Source organism: Rhodococcoides sp. S146-33, assembly GCF_059489205.1.
The window spans coordinates 165,306-184,859 of the sequence record NZ_JCAJWY010000002.1 but is presented as its reverse complement, the minus strand read 5'-3'; the positions used below and the strand labels follow the sequence as shown (position 1 = coordinate 184,859).

Here is a 19,554-nt window from a genome sequence, read left to right as displayed (position 1 = left end):
CGACGGGGATAGCTGCACAAGCCCGGCGACAGTGTCGCCGGGCTCGAAGGGGGATTTGCTATGAAGGGCACAGCTTCAGACCCGCGCCAACTCGAACACGGGACTGTGTACGAACCGCAACACGACTCGCACATGCTTGCCGAAGCAATCGTTGCGCGCGGCATTTCGAGCAACTCACGGGTACTGGACCTGTGTACCGGGTCAGGGATTCAAGCCTTGACGGCCGCGACGCTCGGTGCAGATCGAGTCTTGGCAGTGGACATCTCGCTGGCGGCCGTCGAATCGACGCGGGCTGCTGCGCGTCGACTCGGCCTCGATATCGAGGCACGTCAGGGCGACCTCTCCGTCGCAATAACCCACGGCCCCTACGACGTCGTATTGTGCAATCCCCCGTATGTACCGAGTGCGCACTTGCCACCCACCGAGGGCCCGTCGGTGGCGTGGGACGCCGGGGTCGACGGGCGAGCGTTCCTGGATCCCCTGTGTCGTGCAGCCCCAGCCCTGCTGTCCGACAACGGCTTCCTCCTACTGGTCCAGTCCGAACACGCTGACGTTCCGAAGTCGATTGCGATGATGGAGCAGGGAGGCTCGAGTGCGTCGATCGTCGCCAGGCGAACCGTCGACTTCGGACCGGTGCTGATGGAACGAGCCGCATGGCTGGAGGCCAACGGCCTCATCGTGCCAGGATGCCGAACCGAAGAGTTGGCAGTGATATTGGCCAAGAGCGACATTGGTGGCTAGGTGTTCATACAGTCCGGAACGACGTCTGCGGGCGTACCGAACAGTGCTCTCGCAACTCGTTGTTGCGGATCTTGCCCGTCGGATTGCGCGGGATTTCGTCGACGAGGATGTAACGCTTGGGGATCATGTACCGCGCGAGTCGGCCGCCGAGCGCGTCCGCGATGGAATCGAGGGCGACGCTTGCTCCCTCGACCACAGTGATTGCGGCAACGGCAGATTTACCCTATTTGTCGTCGGGCAGAACGAACACCGCGCAACTGTCGATCCCGGGCAGTTGGAGTAGTGCCGCTTCGACCTCGGCGGGATAGATGTTCTGTCCGCCGGAGATGATCATGTCCTCGAGAAGGCCGGCCCGGCCAGACGATCATGGCCGACGGTGGGCTGATCAGGTTGTAACAAGCACCCCGACGCAGCGTCGATCGAGATGAGTCAGCCTCAGCACCGGCCCAGAGGTGCGCGTCGCCCGGTCAGTCTGTCGACGAATCGAGGATTGCGACTGCTCGAGTCCATCCCGCCGAGGCAGCTGTGATTTTGACTGGGAAACAAGAGATCTCGAACCCGGTGTGCGGTAGTTGCGCGAGCCCGTTGAGCTTTTCGAGGTGGCAGTAGCCGATTTCACGTCCGACACGATGGCCTTCCCAGATGATGGAAGGGTCGTGTTCGGTGGCGTACCGGGCTGCAGTGTGCACGAATGGGGCGTCCCAGCTCCAGGCGTCGGTGCCGGTCAGGCGTACTCCCCTCTCCAGGAGATAAAGCGTGGCATCGCGGCCCATACCGCAGCCGGAGGCCACATAATCGTCGTGACCATAGCGTGCGCCGGCCGCAGTGTTGACGACGACGATCTCGAGTGGTGCCAGTACATGCCCGATACGGGCCAGTTCGTTCTCGACGTCGGTCGCCGTAACCACATATCCCTCGGGAAAGTGGCGGAAGTCGAGCTTGACTCCGGGCTGGAGGCACCACTCGAGGGGCACCTCGTCGATCGTTGCTGCGCGCTTCCCACCGTCCATCACCGCGGAGTAATGGTAGGGAGCGTCGAGGTGAGTTCCGTTGTGAGTGGTCGCGCGCACCCATTCGTACGCCCAGCCTTCGCCGTCCGGCAGATCCTCTCTGCTCGCGTCGGGAAAGAACGTGAGTAGGTCATCGACGGTGTCAGCGTGGGTGAAATAGTCGATTCGAGGTCCGAAACCGGGAGGGTCGGACGCTATTCCGTTTTGAAGGGGAGCGGAGATGTCGATCAGTTTTCGCATCGGTCTTCCTTGCCTGTCGAGGAGGTGAGAGTTGGATATCGAGTGGTGGGCCTGACGGCGGTGGCGTTCTCAGGAACGCCCTGTTTTCGGGTGCCTCGGCGGTGCTGCGAGTCAGAACCCCGATGACAGCGGTATGACGTCGACGCCGGGAACGACTGTCTGCCGAAGCTGCCCGAGCCCTTGACCGGTCAGGGTCACGATGTCGCCGGGGAGTAACCAGCGTTCGAAGTCGGCGAGCACAGGGGTGTCGACATGTTCGAGCAGACATCCGCCGGGGACGGTTCCCGAACCGATCACCTCACCCGGGTGCAAATCGACTCCACGCGAGATGAAAGCGACGAGTTCACCGAAATCCCAGTCCATTTCATCGAGACTGCCGCGGGTGATCTCGTCACCGTTGACCGCGGCGGACAGCTCGATAGCGATCCGGCCGTCGTGCCGGTAATCGTCCAACTCGTCTGTGGTGACCAGAGCGGGTCCGAGGGTGAGTGCGCTGTCTTTGCTCTTCCCCATCCCGATTCCGAGTGCGAGATCGCGCAACTGATGATCGCGCGCGGTCCAGTCGTTGAACAGGGTGTCCCGACGATGTGCTTCTCGGCAGTATTCGGATCGAGGTCGCGGCCACCACGGCCGATGACCGCTCCCACTTCGAGCTCGAGATCGAACATGGTGCTGCCGGGGGCGACCGGCACATCGTCGTAGGGGCCGAGGATCGACGAGGCGTTGGAGAAGTAGAACGCCGGGATCTGCGACCACTCCTGGTTCAGATCGGGGCTACGTCCCATCGCGCGATAGCAGCCCCGCAGGTGGTCGAGGAAACAGAGTCCGTCCCGCACCGATGGAGGACGTGGCAGCGGCGGAAGCAATCGCACCTGATCCAAACCGCAAGTTTCGTCGGGGGATCGTCGCGCCGACTCACCGGCCTCGGCGAGGGCATCGTCGCCGGAGCCGAGGATCGAAAGCAGGCTGACGCCGGCGCGCAGGCCGCGCACGGTTTCCCCCTCGATGATTCCGGTCCGAGGTCCGCCGCCACCGTCGTAGGTCACGAATTTCATCGTCGCGCCGTGACTGCCGTTGCGAGCGTTGCTTGTTCGTGGAAACTGCGCGTGAGCGGCTCGATTGCTGTGAACGCACCCGACGGGGTCCCGGGGAGTACTCGACCTGCATCCCTGAGTCGGCCGAGGATCCGTTCGGACGCCGCATCGACTTCCGCTGTCAGCGACTTCTGATCGGTCACGGTCAGGATCCCGTCACGCTTGACGACCCGACCGTCGACGAGGACCGTCCGCACATCAGCAGCAGAGGTCTGGAACACCAGGGTTGCATAGGGATCGTGCACCGGATGCTGTTCGAGGGAGGGCCCTCCGATGATCTGTAGGTCGGCGCGTTTCCCTGGCGTCAGTGAACCGATGCGGTCACCGAGTCCCATGGCCTCGGCGGCGTTGACGGTGGTCCACTTCAGTGCGTCCCTCGCAGAGAGGGCCACTGTCTCTGGCATCTGTCCTGCTGCGTTGATCGGATCGGCCGCGTCTGCACGTGCGCACGAGAGACCGAATCTGAGCTCGTGCCACAGATCACCACTGTTGAGGGAGATCACATCTGCCGACAAGGTGGGGTCGATTTCGTGTTGCTTGCATCGCTGGAAGACCGGCCGACCGAAGCCCATGTTCATTTCCGTCTGCGACGAGATCGACACATGCCCGCCGCTGCGTGCCAGGGCTTCCCATTCGGCATCGCCGAAGCTGCAGCAATGAACGTGAACCATGTCCGGGCCGAGCAGTCCCAGCTGATCCAATTCGAGGATCCCGTTGCACAAGGCGCTGCCGAAGACGCATCCGGCGTGATTGACCAGCAAGGCTTTTCGCTCACGGGCAGCTGCCAGTTCCGAAACCGTGTCCGCCCATGGAAGGCCGAAGATCTCCGACAACGAGACGCCGAGTGTGAGCCGGCCATCGGAGGCAAAGTACTTATCGGCGATGCGGTGAAAGTCTGCGAGACGTGCAGCGTGGTCGCCGAACTGCGAATGTTCGGGAGAACTTTCGAAGAATCCGTAGCAGAACGATGCCCGTATGCCGGCTTGCTGCAGGCCCTGGACGGCACCGTCGGAGTGGTCGGGGGTGTTGTTGCAGTGCGAGAAGTCCAGCAAAGTGGTGACACCGCTGTTGAGTGCATCGACTGCGCCGTAGAAGTTGCCCAACCGGACGTCGTCGGCCGTGTAGGCCGGAGAGATCCCCAGTCGCATACCGAAGTAGTAATCGCCGAGGGTCCAGTCACTGCAGATGCCGCGGAACAGTGACTGCCACGTGTGCCGATGTGTATCGATGAAACCGGGCAGCACGATGTGGTTGGACGCATCGATGACCTCGGCGTCGATGACCCCGAGGTTCGGTCCGATTGCGACGATCGTGTCGCCTTCTATCAGTACGTCTGCCGAGTCGAAGTCGCCGAGCGCAGGGTCCATGGTGAGGACTCGGCCGTTGCGAATCAAGGTGCGGTGCGAGCTCATTGTTACCTCCGGCGAAGTTCGTGGATATTGTGATCTGCACAATTCGTGTCGCCCAAGAAGTATGCTGACCAGCATCGGCGAAGATCATCAGGCAAAAAGGTTGCGATCTTCCGGGCCCGGATCGGGCGCGCAACGGCACGGACTCGGTGGTGAATATTTGTGGACATACGGTCCCTGCGATACGCGCTGACCCTGGCCGAGGAACTGCACTTCGGGCGCGCCGCCCAAGTTCACTTCATCGGTGCGCAACCGTTCGGTCGACGCATCCAAGAACTCGAACGCGAACTAGGTGTGGATCTGTTTCTACGGACCAGCCGCAAGGTGGAACTCACTTCGGCCGGCCGGAGGTTTCTTCCCCGCGCACAGCGAGTGCTCGCAGATCTCGACGCCCTGATGTCGGTGCGGGAGGGTGAGCGTGGAGATTCGGTGTTGCGCGTCGGTGTGTTGGGATTCGGGCTGGCAGATAGCTGGGCGGCGACTCGTCATCTCCTCGAACGTCACCATCCGCGGATACAGCTGTCCTATGTCGAACTCGATTGGGAGAACCAGTACGACGCAGTGCGAACCGGAGAAGTCGACGTGGCGATCCTGCACGACGTTGGAGGTGCCGAGGACCTCAGGGTCGAGCAGGTGATGGGGATAGAACGATGTGCGGTCGTTCCCACCGAATCGGAACTCGCAGACGCAACGCGTCTCACACCCGATGAGATTCATGATCGACCGTGCATCAGACCGATAGGGCAACCCGGCCTGACCGAGTGGACTGCGGGCCGCTACCCACCGCACGGGGCCCAGGTGCGCTCGCCTTTGAACATCCCATCGGCAGTGGCGATGTCGGGAACGATCGGGGTGTACGCCGAGCCCGCACGGCGCTACCTACCGAACCCCGACGTCCGCTACATCGCGCTCGACGGGCCACCCGCGATCATCGCCCTGGCATCACGACAACAGGACCGTCGAAAAGGGACGGTCGCATTCCGCCGCGCCGTGCACGCAACAACCGCCCTCGACGACCTGACAAGTGCGACCGAGGCACCCGATGGCACGAGCGCGACGCTCACGACGCCGCACAACGCCTTGTAGAAGTCCGCCCTGGAGCAGCGATCCAACGTGCGCGTTCCGTCTCCGGCGTAGCTGGAGTACGGGACCGGCCTGCGCATAGCCACCTGATAGCACAGCGATGTGCGGCGCAGTCGACGCTGCATCTCGGACCACCGACCTGACGGTCACACTGCCAGGACATGACATCTGTCATGTCCCGCCGATGATGTTGTCACCACATCCAATGTTTGTGTGCACTGTTGTGCCCCGGTCGCCGAGACGACAGTAGGGGATGCACAGAGCGAACCGAAGCATCGACGAGGAGGGCACCATGAACAGGCCGGAATCGACATCGGACGACAACAACGAGACGCAGACATTTCCCGGTCGCAAGACCACTGAAAAGGTCAATGCCACAGAGCTTCTGCTCGACAGCCTCGGTGGAACCAGCGGAATGATCTACACCGCGATTCCGGTTGTAGCATTCGTCACCGCCAACGCTCTGCTGGCCCTTCCGATTGCCGTCGGCGTTGCGATCGCCATCGCGCTGGTGATCACCGTCCTCCGCGTCCGGCGAGGCGAACCGATCGCGCAGGCCAGTGGCGGACTACTGGGTGTCGTCGTGGCAGGCGGCGTCGCCGCCTGGACCGGGTCGGCAGGCGGCTACTTCCTCATCGGGATCTGGCTGAGCTTGGGCGGCACAGCACTGATGCTGATCTCGATACTTGCCCGACGACCGTTGACCGGCCTGCTGTGGAATGCGCTGCACGGCAATGAGTACGCCTGGCGATCGAACAAGTCGGTTGCCCGCGCCAACTACATCGCGACATCGACATTCGCCGTCCTGTTCGGTGCCCGCTACGTCGTTCAAGACTGGCTGTACGACACCGACGCCACCGGCTGGCTTGCGTTTGCCCGGATCGCGATGGGTACCCCGTTGCTTGCTCTGGCAGTGCTCGTCACCGTCTGGGCCTTCCGCCGATCCACAGCGCAATTGGTTCACGCGAACCCCGCGTAGACCCAGCTGGACGAGTTGGCCCTTGACTATGCCGTTAGGTCACAGTCGACACTGTTTCCGACCCGATCGAACCGGAGGAGAGTGACATGGGCTGGAGCACTCGGCAGATCGCCGATCTCGCCGGCACCACCCTGAAGTCGGTGCGGCACTACCACGATGTCGGACTACTCGATGAGCCCGAACGTGCCTCGAACGGGTACAAGCAGTACGGCGTAACGCATCTCGTACGACTCATGCAGATCAAACGCCTGACCGAACTGGGATTCTCGTTGGCGGACATCGCCGCTCAGGGTGACGGACGCGATCATCCCGAACAGGCACTGCGCACCCTGGATGCCGAACTCGGCGCGACGATCGAGCGCCTTCAACGAGCACGGCTGGAGATCGCGATGCTTCTTCACGAATCCCTTCCGACCGATCTGCCACCCGAACTCGGATCTGCTGCAGCACATCTGACAACAGCGGACCGGCAGTTCATCACCTTCGCCAGCACCGTACTGAACCCGACTGCACTCGACGCCTACGGCGATCTGCTGCGGTCCACTCCGCAGCTACCCACCGATCCGGAGTTCGACGACCTTCCGGCCGACGCTGACAGAGAGACCACGCGGGACCTTGCCGAGCGAATGGCCCCGCACGTTCGTCAACTGGCACTGCGTTACCCGGCCTTGTTCGCCGATACCAATAGAAAACGGGTGACTCGCGCCCTCGCAGTCGCCGTGGCGGACCTGTACAACCCTGCGCAACGCGAGGTGCTGCGACAGGTTGCGACACTCAACGCCATCGATCCCGAATAGGCTTTCAGCACAATGCAATTCGATAGGAGTAGCCGAACTATGCCCATATTCGACGTCAGGAGAGCGAGAGGCCTCGCTGCAGCGTCAGCGTCCATCATGCTGCTCGGTGCCTGCAGCCAGTCGCCGCCGGAACCGGACGCCGGCTCCGAGCCGTCAGCGCAGTTGCAGCAGTTCTACGACCAAAGCGTGACCTTCGAGCCGTGTGAAGGCTACGGCACCACCACGACCGACGAGCAATTGTTCACCAGTGACCCAAGATTCGAATGCGCCCGAGTGGACGTGCCACTCGACTACGAGAATCCGGACGGGCGCACTGCGCAGATCGCGCTGCTCAAGGCTCCCGCACGCGGAGAGAAGGTGGGCTCGCTCCTGCTGAACTCCGGCGGACCGGGTGGGCCTGGGATGAGTATGGCGGCGTCGGGTGCGACGTCCACCTGGTCACAGAGCCCGCTGACCGAGCGATTCGACCTGATCGGGTTCGATCCCCGCGGTGTCGGCGCGTCCACCCCGGCCATCGATTGCTTCACCGATGAGGAACACGAGGCAGGGCAGGCCTACACCACGGTCCTCACCGGCTCGAGAACCCTCACCGAGGACGGTGCACGCCAGCTGGTGAGCCAATGCTCCGAACGATCCGGCGGCGACGATGTCCTGGAACACGTCGGCACCCGCGACGCTGCCCGCGACATGGACATTCTCCGGGCCGTGCTCGGCGACAACGGCCTGAGCTACTTCGGCCAGAGCTACGGAACACGACTCGGTGCGGTCTACGCGGAGATGTTCCCGGAGAACGTGCGCGCGATGGTTCTGGACGGCGGAATCGATCCGGGCCAGGGCACCGCTGAGCGCAGGATCTACCAGTACACCAACTTTCAGAAAGCATTCGACGACATGGCCGCGGCATGCGCGAACGCTCCCGACTGCCCACTGGGAACCGATCCGAGCAAGGCTGTCGACAACTTCCAACAGATCGTCAGACCGTTGATCGACAACCCGATCGTCACCGGCGACGGCCGCGTCATGGACTTCGACGCCGCCTACGGTGCCGTCATCGCGGGCCTATACGACTCCTCGGCATGGCCTGTCATCACCAAGGGAATAGCCGAACTCCAAGCAGGACAAGCCGATACCCTTGTCAAGATCAACGACATCTTCGGCGGACGCGACGCCGACGGCACCGTCCCGAACTTCTCCGAAGCGCTGTACGCGATCAACTGCATGGACGAACAGCGCAACACCCCGGAACAAGAAGTCGATCTCAAGCGGCAGATCCAGGAAATAGCACCGTTCACCGACGCGGGCCTCGGACCGGACGGCGCACGAGACCCCTGCCAATTCTGGCCTGCAGAGCCGACTCTCGACATCCCCTACGCCACCGACATCGACGGACTGCCCGACACTCTGACCATCTCGATCACCGGAGACCCGTCCACACCGTACGAGGGAGGCGTCAACTTGGCGAACACCCTCGGCGGCTCGCTACTGCCCGTCGACGGCAACCAACACACCGTGGCGTTCGGTGCAACGAGCACCTGCGTCAACGACATCGTCGCGAACTACCTCGTCGATCTCGAATCCCCACCGACCGACGCCCGCTGCGCTCTGTAACAGCCCGAACGAAAGGACGAATCATGACTGCACCCCCACTGATCTCGGTCGAGGACTTCTTCGGCCCACCCGTTCGCTCCGGTGCCACGATCTCACCGGACGGCAACACGATGGCGTTCCTCGCGCCGTGGAAGAACCGTCTGAACGTGTGGATCGAAAACCTCGCGCCCGGCAGCGAACCACGCTGCGTCACAGCGGACGAAACCCGGAGTGTGCACGAGTTCCGATGGACCGACGACCCCCGCTGGCTGCTGTATCTGCAAGACACCGGCGGTGACGAAAACAACCACGTATTCCGAGTCGACCTGAAGGATCCAGATGCCGCGGCAGTCGATCTGACGCCGTTCCCCGGTTCTCGTGCGGTGGCCCTCGAACCCGTGCGAGGGCGGGCAGGGGTGTACACCGTCCTGATCAACGCGAGAAACATCGCCGAGTTCGACCTCTACGAAATCGACATCGCCACAGGTGAATTGACGATGATCCGGCAGAGCCCGGGCGTCGGCCGGTATCCGATGCTCGGTGCCGACGGCGTGGTGTTCGCCGTCGCGATGACCATGGACGGCACCATCGATATCACGCGGTTGGACGAGTCAGGAGCAGAAACCACGGTGGCGTCGTTCGACGGCACCGACTACCCGATGGGCATCAATCCGATGCAGATCACCGCGGACGGAACCGGCATGTGGCTCGGTTCCAACCGAGGGCGCGACCTGACCTATCTGAGCCGTCTCGACCTCGAGACCGGCGAGGAGACCGTCGTCGACAGTCACCCGACACTCGAACTCGACGGTGCGCGACGAGCCGTCGAGCAGACCGCGCCACCGCTGATCTGCGACAGTGCAACCGGCGAGCTCATCGGTGTTCGGTATCTGGGAGAACGCCAGGTGATCCACGCATTGGAACCGGGTTTCGCAGAGATACTGAAGAATCTGGAGCAACTGTTCGACGGTGACATCGGAGCACTGTCCTCCGATGACACCGGGAAGAAATGGATCGTCAGCTTCGTCCACGACCGCGATCCGTACGTCACCTACTACTACGATCACGGCACCGGATCGAGTCGCCGACTCTTCCGCCCCTACCCACATCTGGATCCCGGAGACATGGCCCAGATGGTGCCGGTGAACATCCAGTCGCGGGACGGTCTGACTCTGCCGTCGTATTTGACGCTTCCGGGCGGCGTGAAGCCCGAGAGCCTGCCGATGGTTCTGGTGGTACACGGCGGCCCCTGGTATCGAGATTCGTGGACCTTCGATCCCATCGCCCAAATGCTGTCGAACCGCGGATATGCAGTGCTGCAGGTCAACTTTCGCGGGTCGGTCGGATACGGCACGGCGCACATGAACGCCGGCGTCGGCGAATTCGCGGGCGCGATGCACGACGATCTGATCGATGCAGTGAACTGGGCGGTGGAAGCGGGGTACGCCGATCGCGAGCGGGTGGCCATCATGGGTGGTTCCTACGGCGGCTATGCCGCGCTGGTGGGCGCATCGTTCACCCCCGGCACGTTTGCCGCGGCCATCGACTGCGTCGGCATCTCGGACCTGTCGAACTTCATGCGCACCCAACCGGCCTTCATCGGTCCCGGAATCATCAACAGCTGGCACCGATTCGTCGGCGACCCCACCGACCCCGATCAACTGGCCGACATGCTCGCACGATCACCCATCTCGAAGCTCGACGCAATACGCGCGCCGCTCCTGATTGCACAGGGTGCCAACGATCCTCGGGTCGTCAAGGCAGAATCGGACAACGTAGTCGAGCGCCTGAGGTCACGTGGCGTCGACGTCGACTACCTCGTGTTCGACGACGAGGGCCACGGATTCGTCAACCCGGAGAACAGTATTCGCTACTACCGCGCGGTGGAGAAATTTCTCGCCCAGCACCTCGGCGGCCGTAGTCGGCAATGATGCGGAAGCACAGTGGATGTCGATGCGAATCGACAGGATGTGAGACTGGGCAATCGAACTCGTCGTCGAAGTCAGTCCGAGTGGCCATTCAGCATGGGTGCAGCGGTGTGAAAAAGCATCGAAATGGCGTGGTGCAGAACGTCAGTTTCCGAGCGAATTCGAGCAGCATCGGTCGGGAGGGCTCGTGCTACGGAGAGCCCGTCCAGTACCACGTTGAGGTAGGCGGCGCGCTGGGCGTTGTCGCCCGACGGCAGGGCACCTTCTTTGTCGAGGACGTCCAGCCAGTGTTCTATGTGCCGGAGTCCGGCGGCGCTGAAAGCGAGATACGTGTCGATGGCATCAGCGTTGAGCTCCGAGCTGAGGTACGTGCCGAACGTCCGTCGCCACGTATCTCTGGCTTGCTCACCGGTCCCGGTGGCCGACAACACCTGCTGCATACACGCCAACAGTCGCTCCTCGGCAGGCACAGTGGCGTCTTCGATGACATTTTTGCTCGCCACCAGTCCGGTGATTCCCGCGGCGACTTCGTCCATCAACGCTCGCTGCGTGGGAAAGAAATGACGCAGTGATCCGGTACTGACCCCTGCTCGCGCGGCGACCGCTCGGACGCTGATCCGGGTACCCGGATCCTCGGACACCATCGTCGCGGCTGCGATCAGAATCCGGTCCTTGGTGCTGGGTTCGCTTTTTCGAGTCTCAACATTGTCCGACACCTTCCCGACTCTAATACAGCGTGATACCGTTCAGCTACTATCACGCCGTACTAGTCGCGCCATGGAAGAGAAGCCCACCGCGCTGGCACCTACGCCGCCGAGCCTCTGAGAGAGGAATTACGATGCTGCACAGTCGCTCCCACCGGAATCGGAAGGATTACGGCCGCCAGACGGCAGGGCTGGAAACAGTCGCCATGACGATGGCCGGATTGTGGGTTCTCACCTCGTGCAGCGCACCGTCCTCGGTCGAGCCGCAGCCTTCGCCTGCACCGACACGTTACGAACAACAAACGCTCGACTTCTCTGCGTGCGACCCTGCTGTCATAGGCATTGCCGATGACAGGGTCGAATGCACAACGCTCGAAGTACCGCTCGACTACGCGACTGCCGACGGGCCCACCATCGAGCTCGGGATTTCCCGCATTCGAGCCACCGGGAACGATCGCGTCGGATCGGTCGTGGTCAACCCCGGCGGCCCGGGAGCCCCGAGTCTCGGATTCGTGACCGCGGTCGCAGACTCCTGGGGGAACGGTCCTGCTCGCGAACACTTCGACATCGTATCGATGGATCCACGTGGAGTCGGGAGCTCGCAACCGGCCATCGACTGCTACACCGACGAGGAACGAGACAATGACGCCATCGTGTCCGGGGTTCCCGCTGGGGCGTTGGCCTGGAGCGCGGATTCGACCCGCTCGGTTCTCGATCAGTGCGCTCGACGCAGCGGCGGTATGGATGTCCTGGGCCAGATGGGTACCGAGAACGTGGCCCGCGATCTCGATGTCCTGCGCGCGGCGCTCGGCGACGAGCAGCTGACGTTCCTCGGTGCCAGCTACGGAACACGGTTGGGCACAATCTATGCGCAACAGTTTCCGCACCGGGTCCGTGCCATGGTTCTCGACGGCGCAGTCGACCCACGCAAGAATGTTCTCGAACGCCAAATACAGACGTTTTCCGGCGTGCAGCGTTCCTTCGACGAGCTGGCTCGCTACTGCATCGAACGAGGAAACTGCCCCCTGGGAAGCGAACCGGCCTCAGCGACCGACGCGGCCCAGGATTTGCTTCGACCACTTCTCGACGATCCGGTCCGAACCGCTGACGGTCGTCGGCTGACCTACTATTCGGCGATCGAAGCAATCACCCTCGGCCTCTACTCGAACCAGGCCTGGGACAGCGTCATTCGCGGTTTGGCCGATCTACGGGCGGGACGCGGTGAGGTGCTGCTCGCGCTGCGAGATCTCTCGGCGCAGCGCGGACCCGACGGAACGTACACCAACTCTTCCGAAGCCACTCTCGCTATCAACTGCCTCGACGAAATACGGCCTACACCGGAGCAAACGACATCCACCGTCGCCGAAATCAATTCCGCGGCACCGTACATGGACCCGGGTTTCGACGTGGACACACATTACGGATGCGAGGGCTGGCCTGACGAACACGTACTCGACTATCCCTACGGCGAGAACATCACCGGCCTCCCGCAGACACTTGTGGTATCGGTCACCGGCGACGGACTGACACCACACGAAGGCGGTGTGGCGCTGGCAGACAAACTCGGCGGGCGGCTCCTCACCGTGGACGGCGAACAGCACGGTGCCACCACCGCAGCGAACCCATGCGTCAACGCGATCGTCGAACGCTATCTCGTCGATCTCACCGTTCCCGACGGCGACTTGCGCTGCGCTCTGTAGAGCCACGACCGGCACGACGCGTGGCACTCAGCATTATTGCGTGACGATTTTCCATCACAGTGTGCTAGCGTCATGAGCAATTATCACACTGTACTAGTCAGGATCGAGGATGGAGCAGATGGGAATCGAACAGTGGCGCTACCGCCGCATTCGCGCCGGATCGGGTGAGCCGCTGCGCCGCTACCGCTGGTGGCAGATGTTCGGCAGATCGCTCCGGTCGATCACGCTGTCCGCACCCGACGGCACCACGTCGGTCTACGCAATCGACGTTCGGCACATGGGCGACGCGAAGGACGGTGAGGTGCGCGCTCGCCTCTACGTCGACGGCGCGCTGGAGTCGTACGCCAAGATGCCGACCCGCTTCCCCGCCCCCGGTGGGTACATCGAGGTCGCGGCCACCGGATTCGGGCTCAAGCGCTGCCATTACGTGCGTGAGGACGGCACCGAACAGCAGCTGTCTCCCGATCCTGCATCCGCAGAGGGTCGCCGCGCTCGGCTGCACCACCGGCACCCCGGTCCGAGTCGCGTCATCGGTCTCATCTCGATGGTGCTCGTCATCGGCGGACTCTGCGTGGAGGTGCCGCAGATCATCGCATCCCTCTCTCTCATTCCCCCCATCGCCGACTCGATCGGAACATTCACCTCACCCATCCGACTGCCGCTCCACGTCAACCTGCTCATCGGAGTTGCCGCTGTCATCGGCAGCACGGAACGAGCTCTACGGATGAAATCGAGCTGGATCGACGAACTCGCCAGCTGAACCCTGAGAAGGAAAAACCACCATGCCTCAGACGATTCCGGCCCTGATCCGTCGGAAGAACGAGCGACGGCGATGGCCGAAGCCGATGATGGCCGCCGCTGCCTCAGTGCTCCTGCTCACCGGATGCTCCGGTGTGACACCCGACAATGCCGACAGCACGAACGAGGTAGGCCTCGAACGATTCATGGGTCAAGAACTCGAGTTCGGGGCGTGCGACGCCAGCATCGTGGACTCCCAGCCTCCCGTTCCCGAAGTGGTCGAGGCGGCAAAGAAGACGGAATGCGCGATGCTCACCGTGCCCATGGATTACGAGAACCTCGACGGCACGACCATCGAGATCGCCGTCTCGCGTATTTCCGCTACCGGCGACAACCCGATCGGCTCTGTCCTACTGAACCCGGGCGGTCCCGGAGCGGCGGGGACGACGCTCGCCCCGCTCGTGAATGCCCTGTGGACGGGAGGCCCGATACCCGAGCGCTTCGACATCGTCGGCTTCGATCCCCGCGGAGTCGGTCTCAGCACACCGGCAATCGACTGCTACTCCGATGAGGAGCGCGACGCCGACGCACCCCTGTCGGCCCTCGGCGAGTGGACCGAAGAATCCGCGCGCGCCATCGTCGACAGATGCGCCGACGGCTCCGGAAGCACAGAAGTTCTCGCCCACCTCGGGACACGGGATGTCGCTCGCGACATGGACGTGCTCCGCTCCGCACTCGGCGACGACAAACTGACTTATGCCGGAGTCAGCTACGGCACTCGGCTGGGCGCGGTGTACGCCGAGATGTTCCCCGAGAATGTCCGTGCTCTCGTTCTCGACGGCGCGGTGGATCCGCTCATGGACACCGCGGACCGCAGGATCCAGCTCAGCGAAGGACTGCAGGCTTCGTTCCAGCGCTTCGCCGACTTCTGCGCGACACAGGCCGCGTGCCCGCTCGGAACCGACCCGGCGCGGGCAACCGCTGCAGCCCAGGAGCTCCTCCAGCCCCTCGACAAAGAGCCGCTGGTGGCCGCTGACGGACGAGAGGTCGGCTTCCTCGCCGCCAGCGAAGGAATTGTTTCCGGCCTGTACTCCGAAGCCAGCTGGCCCGCCATCATCACGGGGTTGACGGAGCTCCAAGCCGGACGGCCCGACGCTCTGCTCGCGATCCGCGACGGGTACTACGGCCGGTCCGACAGTGGGAAGTACACCAATTCGTTCGAAGCGCTCTTCGCCATCAACTGCCTCGACGAGGAACGGTTCACCGAACAAGAGATGACCCAGCTCGGCCGCGATCTCAACGAGGCGGTGCCGTTCCTCGACTCCGGAGCGCCTCCCCCTGCGCAGGACGGTTGCGAGTTCTGGCCGGCCGAGCCCACACTCGGATACCCCTACGCCGCCGACATCGACGGGCTTCCCGAGGTGCTCGTGGTCTCGGCCACCGGGGACCCCGTGACGCCTCACGAAGGTGGCATCAGCTTGGCCGACACACTCGGGGCGCGATTGCTCACGGTCGAGGCCAACCAGCACGGGACGATCATATCCGCCAACGCCTGTGTCGACGGAGCGATCGCCGACTACCTGATCGACCTCGAACTGCCGGATGAAGGTACGCGCTGCACCATCTGACCCGGCTGAGCCATTCGAGCGGTACGGTGACCGCGGGGATGGGTACGGGTCGAGATGAATGTCGGGGGATCATGACTTTGTTCGGTGTGCTCGATCGTGTACTGACTCGACGACTGCCCCTCGAGCCCCCGGACGATCCCTATGCTGCAATCCTTCCGACCCCGATCGACAACGACGACTTCTTCCTCACCCCTCCCGGCATCGAGGACCTCGCACCCGGTGCGGTCGTCCGGCAGCGCACGACCCGCGGTCTGGTGCCCCGGCCGCGAACCACGCTGCATCAGTTCATGGTGCGATCGACGGACGCGCGGGGTCTGCCCGCCGGCGTCACCGCCTCACTGCTGATCCCGAAGCGGCCGTGGATCGGGCGCGGACCGCGGCCCGTCGTCGCCCACAACGTTGCCATCGATTCCCTCGGAGCCAAGACCACACCGTCGTACCGGCTCGTGCACGGTGTCGGTGCCGACCTCCCACCGGTGATGCCGCTCTGGCTCGCCCGCGGATACGCCGTCCTCGTCGCCGATCACCAAGGCCCACGAATGTCGTACTCCGAAGGCACGATGGCCGGGCATGCCGTCCTGGACTCGCTACGCGGGATGACGGTCGTCGCCCCGGAGCTCACCGACAGCCCAGTCGTGGCCTACGGCTACAGCGGCGGCGCGATCGCCACCACGTGGACAGCGCAACTGCAGCCGAGGTACGCGCCGGACGTGCGTTTGGTGGGTGCCGTCGCCGGTGGAACGCCCACCGACTTCACGATGCTGCTGGACGCTATGAACGGCACCGTCGCGGCCGGCCTGCTGGGTGCGGCGAGCATAGGTCTCGCGCGTGAGCACCCCGAGATGGTGGAGTTGTTCGGCCCGAAGGCGCTGCTGTTGGCGTCGTGGGTGAAGGACATGTCCGTCTTCCCCTTGGCCCTGGGCGGGTTGGTACGCATGCGGATAGAGGATTTGGCGTCCGAGCCCAACCCGTTCGACTCCGACATCGCGCGGCGGGTGATCGCCGCGAACCGTCCCGGTGCCGACGCGCCGTCGGCACCGGTCGCGTTCTTTCACGGTTCCGCGAGCAAGATGATCGGCGATCGCTTCATCCCCGAGGCCGGCGTGACGGCCCTGATCGAGCAGTGGCGCAGCAAGGGTGCCGACGTGCACTACGAGCCCGTGATAGGCGACCACTTCATCGGTGCGATGACTGGGCTGCCGTTCGTGTTGCGCTGGACTGCAAGGAAATTCGCGGTCAACGGTTCGGGTTAGCTCGCCGCCCTCCGAGTTCTATGTGATGGGTCTGCATCGCGTCGATCGTGGCGGAGAACACCCGATGCACCGCGAGGTCGCCGTACCAAGAGCGTTCCAGAACGTGCCGACTTGCGGCACTCCGGTAACACCGACCTCCGCTCACGTTCCGGGCCAGGACCCCCAGCACCCAGGCTCACGGCATTCCGTCGAGCGCCGTCAGCGGGCCGAATTCGGAGCGCGAGAGGAGCGGCGCACGACCAATTCGGGCGCGAACAGAATCTGCTCGTGTACGTGGTCGGCTTCGCGTTCCTCACGCAACAGCAGCTGTGCCGCCGTGCGGCCGATCATGTTGCGAGGCTGATGAACCGAGCTCAGTGGAACGGCGGCTGCGGCGGCGAACTCGATGTCGTCGTAGCCGACGATTGCCATATCGTCCGGCACACCGACTCCGGCGCTCACACACTCCTGCAAGAAACCCAGCGCCAGAAGATCGTTGGCGCAGAACACCGCTGTGGGACGAGTCCGCGACGGGAGGCCGAGTAACCGTTCGGCGGCCGACTTACCTCCCGACACGGTCAGAGCGCCGGTATCCACCTTCGTCAGGCCCACCTCCGGTAGACCCGACCGGGCGAAAGCACGCTCTGCCCCGATCCAACGATCGTTGACCTGACCCATGGTCAACGGGCCCCCGAGGAACGCAATTCTCCTGTGGCCCATCTCGAGAAGGTGCTCCACCGCAAGGTCGCCCCCCAGCACGTCGTCGACGGACACCGAACAGTGGGTCCCGGCTCGTCGAGTCCGGTCGACGATGACCACCGGCGTTCCCCTACGTGGCAATTCGTCGAGAATGTCGGCATCGGGATCGGATGGAGTGATCAGGATGCCCTGCACTCGCTGCTGTTCGAGGTGCGCCAGATACGTCCGCTCTCGATCGGGACGATTGTCGCTGTTACAGAGAAACAGAGTCAGCCCGTTGAGCTCGACCTCGTGCTCGATGCCCTGCGCCACGTCCGCGAAGAACGGATTGGTGCCGTCGAGCATGATGTACCCGACGGTTCGCGAACGTCCGGCGCGCAGTTGGCGGGCAGATTCGTTCCGGATGAAGCCGAGCTGCTCGATAGCGAAGTGCACTCGCGCCCGAGTCTTGGGACTGACCGAATCGGGTCGATTGAGGACGTTGGAGACCGTGCCCATCGATACTCCGGCCGTCTCGGCGACGTCGCGGACGCCGACGGAACGGTTGCCGTGACTGCGCCGCTCGATGGTCATCTGTTCCCCCGTTCTTGAACCGTTCAATTGCCGTGAGGGTATCCCATCAGTGCACCAGCACGAGAGTTTGCCAATCGCGATACGGGCAGACTGCACTCAGTGATGGATTGACGTACTCAACCCCGAGCATTTACAGTCGACTGGATTTATGAAACGTTTCAAATCTGCCCAGCAGATTTACGCGATGGGCTCGAACATCGCCCACAACCGGCCGCAGTTACCCCCGAGGAGCAAGTTCCGTGACCAGACCTCTGACCGACAGCGCGTCGGCCGTTCTCGATGCCCTTGCCATCGAACTACCGTCGTGGGCGTTCGGAAACTCCGGTACCCGATTCAAGGTCTTCGGAACGCCCGGAACACCGCGCACGATCGAAGAGAAGATCGCCGACGCAGCCACCGTCCACCGGATGACCGGACTGGCTCCGGCTGTTGCACTGCACATTCCATGGGACCTGGTCGATGACTTCGGCGCACTGAAGACGTATGCCGCCGAGCTCGGCGTGCAGTTGGGGACGGTCAACTCCAACACCTTCCAGGATGACGACTACAAGTTCGGCAGCCTCACGCACACCGACAAAGCAGTGCGGCAGAAGGCAATAGACCATCACATGCGCTGCCTCGAGATCATGTCGGACATCGGATCGCGAGATTTGAAGGTGTGGCTGGCCGATGGCACGAATTACCCAGGGCAGGGCGATATCCGCGGTCGTCAGGACCGGCTTGCCGAGTCGCTGTCGGCAATCTATGAGCACGTCGGTGCCGAACAACGACTGGTGTTGGAATACAAGTTCTTCGAGCCCGCCTTCTACGTCACCGACGTCCCGGATTGGGGAACGTCGTACGCGCACACGGTCGCTCTCGGCGAGCGTGCTGCAGTCTGCCTCGACACCGGCCACCACGCGCCGGGAACCAATATCGAATTCATCGTCGCCCAGCTACTACGCCTCGGAAAGCTCGGATCGTTCGACTTCAACTCTCGTTTCTACGCCGACGACGACCTCATCGTCGGGGCTGCCGATCCGTTCCAACTGTTCCGTATCATGTTCGAGGTCATTCGCGGCGGCGGACTCGCCCCGTCCTCCGCGCTGGCCCTGATGCTCGATCAATGCCACAACGTGGAAGCGAAGATCCCCGGCCAGATTCGCTCGGTTCTCAATGTCCAGGAGATGACGCTGCGTGCCGCTCTTGTGGACAACGGAGCTCTGACCGCGGCGCAGGAGTCCGGAGACGTGCTCGGTGCCAACGGCATCTTCATGGACGCCTTCTACACCGACGTCCGCCCCTTCCTTGCCGAGTGGCGCGAACGTCGCGGTCTGCCCGCAGATCCGATGCGGGCGTTCGCCGACTCGGGCTACCAGCAGAAGATCGAGACCGACCGCGTCGGCGGAACCCAAACCTCCTGGGGAGCATGA

General features: G+C 63.3%; 17 protein-coding genes and 1 pseudogene. 11 read left to right on the top strand and 7 right to left on the bottom strand.

The window, feature by feature from the left end; genetic code table 11:
* Positions 1-60 precede the first annotated feature (60 nt).
* Positions 61-741, top strand: a complete 681-nt coding sequence (locus AC5WEY_RS09490) for a HemK2/MTQ2 family protein methyltransferase (RefSeq protein ID WP_495645708.1) — start codon at positions 61-63, stop codon at positions 739-741.
* Between the two features lie 4 nt (positions 742-745).
* Here AC5WEY_RS09490 and AC5WEY_RS09485 read toward each other — a convergent pair whose 3' ends face one another.
* From AC5WEY_RS09485 to AC5WEY_RS09465, 5 genes and pseudogenes are all read right to left on the bottom strand, one after another.
* Positions 746-937, bottom strand: a complete 192-nt coding sequence (locus tag AC5WEY_RS09485; RefSeq protein ID WP_495645707.1) for a hypothetical protein — start codon at positions 935-937, stop codon at positions 746-748.
* Between the two features lie 271 nt (positions 938-1,208).
* Positions 1,209-1,991 (bottom strand): cyclase family protein, encoded by a 783-nt coding sequence (locus AC5WEY_RS09480; protein ID WP_495645706.1) that lies wholly within the window; start codon positions 1,989-1,991, stop codon positions 1,209-1,211.
* 111 nt (positions 1,992-2,102) lie between these two features.
* Entirely contained in the window at positions 2,103-2,747 is a 645-nt protein-coding gene (locus tag AC5WEY_RS09475) for a fumarylacetoacetate hydrolase family protein (protein ID WP_495645705.1), read from the bottom strand.
* Positions 2,630-3,046, bottom strand: a pseudogene (locus tag AC5WEY_RS09470) (fumarylacetoacetate hydrolase family protein); the annotation flags it as partial. The gene AC5WEY_RS09475 and the pseudogene AC5WEY_RS09470, both read right to left, overlap by 118 nt.
* Positions 3,043-4,497, bottom strand: coding sequence for an amidohydrolase family protein (locus AC5WEY_RS09465; protein WP_495645704.1), 1,455 nt, complete (start codon positions 4,495-4,497; stop codon positions 3,043-3,045). The pseudogene AC5WEY_RS09470 and the gene AC5WEY_RS09465, both read right to left, overlap by 4 nt.
* A gap of 159 nt (positions 4,498-4,656) precedes the next feature.
* Between AC5WEY_RS09465 and AC5WEY_RS09460 the strand changes: the two genes are divergently transcribed.
* The 5 genes from AC5WEY_RS09460 to AC5WEY_RS09440 all read left to right on the top strand — a co-directional run bounded on the left by AC5WEY_RS09460 (position 4,657) and on the right by AC5WEY_RS09440 (position 10,871).
* Positions 4,657-5,580, top strand: a complete 924-nt coding sequence (locus AC5WEY_RS09460; RefSeq protein WP_495645703.1) for a LysR family transcriptional regulator — start codon at positions 4,657-4,659, stop codon at positions 5,578-5,580.
* Positions 5,581-5,869: 289 nt separating this feature from the next.
* Positions 5,870-6,556, top strand: a complete 687-nt coding sequence (locus AC5WEY_RS09455; RefSeq protein WP_495645702.1) for a DUF3159 domain-containing protein — start codon at positions 5,870-5,872, stop codon at positions 6,554-6,556.
* A gap of 86 nt (positions 6,557-6,642) precedes the next feature.
* Positions 6,643-7,353, top strand: coding sequence for a MerR family transcriptional regulator (locus AC5WEY_RS09450; protein ID WP_495645701.1), 711 nt, complete (start codon positions 6,643-6,645; stop codon positions 7,351-7,353).
* A gap of 39 nt (positions 7,354-7,392) precedes the next feature.
* Complete coding sequence (locus AC5WEY_RS09445; RefSeq protein WP_495645700.1) at positions 7,393-8,961, top strand: alpha/beta fold hydrolase; 1,569 nt, start codon at positions 7,393-7,395, stop codon at positions 8,959-8,961.
* Between the two features lie 23 nt (positions 8,962-8,984).
* The gene (locus AC5WEY_RS09440; protein ID WP_495645699.1) at positions 8,985-10,871 is read left to right on the top strand and encodes a S9 family peptidase; all 1,887 of its coding nucleotides are present in this window, start codon (positions 8,985-8,987) and stop codon (positions 10,869-10,871) included.
* Positions 10,872-10,942: 71 nt separating this feature from the next.
* Here the strand turns inward: AC5WEY_RS09440 and AC5WEY_RS09435 are convergent, their stop codons facing one another.
* Positions 10,943-11,584, bottom strand: a complete 642-nt coding sequence (locus tag AC5WEY_RS09435) for a TetR/AcrR family transcriptional regulator (RefSeq protein ID WP_495645698.1) — start codon at positions 11,582-11,584, stop codon at positions 10,943-10,945.
* A gap of 122 nt (positions 11,585-11,706) precedes the next feature.
* On the opposite strand from AC5WEY_RS09435, the gene AC5WEY_RS09430 reads away from it, so the two are divergent.
* The 4 genes from AC5WEY_RS09430 to AC5WEY_RS09415 all read left to right on the top strand — a co-directional run bounded on the left by AC5WEY_RS09430 (position 11,707) and on the right by AC5WEY_RS09415 (position 16,891).
* Complete coding sequence (locus AC5WEY_RS09430; RefSeq protein ID WP_495645697.1) at positions 11,707-13,272, top strand: alpha/beta hydrolase; 1,566 nt, start codon at positions 11,707-11,709, stop codon at positions 13,270-13,272.
* 118 nt (positions 13,273-13,390) lie between these two features.
* Positions 13,391-14,032 carry a hypothetical protein gene (locus tag AC5WEY_RS09425; protein ID WP_495645696.1) on the top strand — a complete coding sequence of 214 codons (642 nt, stop codon included), beginning with the start codon at positions 13,391-13,393 and terminating at the stop codon, positions 14,030-14,032.
* Between the two features lie 22 nt (positions 14,033-14,054).
* Positions 14,055-15,638, top strand: a complete 1,584-nt coding sequence (locus AC5WEY_RS09420) for an alpha/beta hydrolase (protein ID WP_495645695.1) — start codon at positions 14,055-14,057, stop codon at positions 15,636-15,638.
* 71 nt (positions 15,639-15,709) lie between these two features.
* A complete protein-coding gene (locus AC5WEY_RS09415) occupies positions 15,710-16,891 on the top strand; it encodes a lipase family protein (RefSeq protein WP_495645694.1) in 1,182 nt (393 codons plus the stop codon).
* A gap of 198 nt (positions 16,892-17,089) precedes the next feature.
* Here AC5WEY_RS09415 and AC5WEY_RS09410 read toward each other — a convergent pair whose 3' ends face one another.
* Positions 17,090-18,142 carry a LacI family DNA-binding transcriptional regulator gene (locus tag AC5WEY_RS09410; protein ID WP_495645693.1) on the bottom strand — a complete coding sequence of 351 codons (1,053 nt, stop codon included), beginning with the start codon at positions 18,140-18,142 and terminating at the stop codon, positions 17,090-17,092.
* 239 nt (positions 18,143-18,381) lie between these two features.
* Here AC5WEY_RS09410 and rhaI point away from each other — a divergent pair, with 239 nt between their 5' ends.
* Complete coding sequence (rhaI, locus tag AC5WEY_RS09405) at positions 18,382-19,554, top strand: L-rhamnose isomerase (RefSeq protein WP_495645692.1); 1,173 nt, start codon at positions 18,382-18,384, stop codon at positions 19,552-19,554.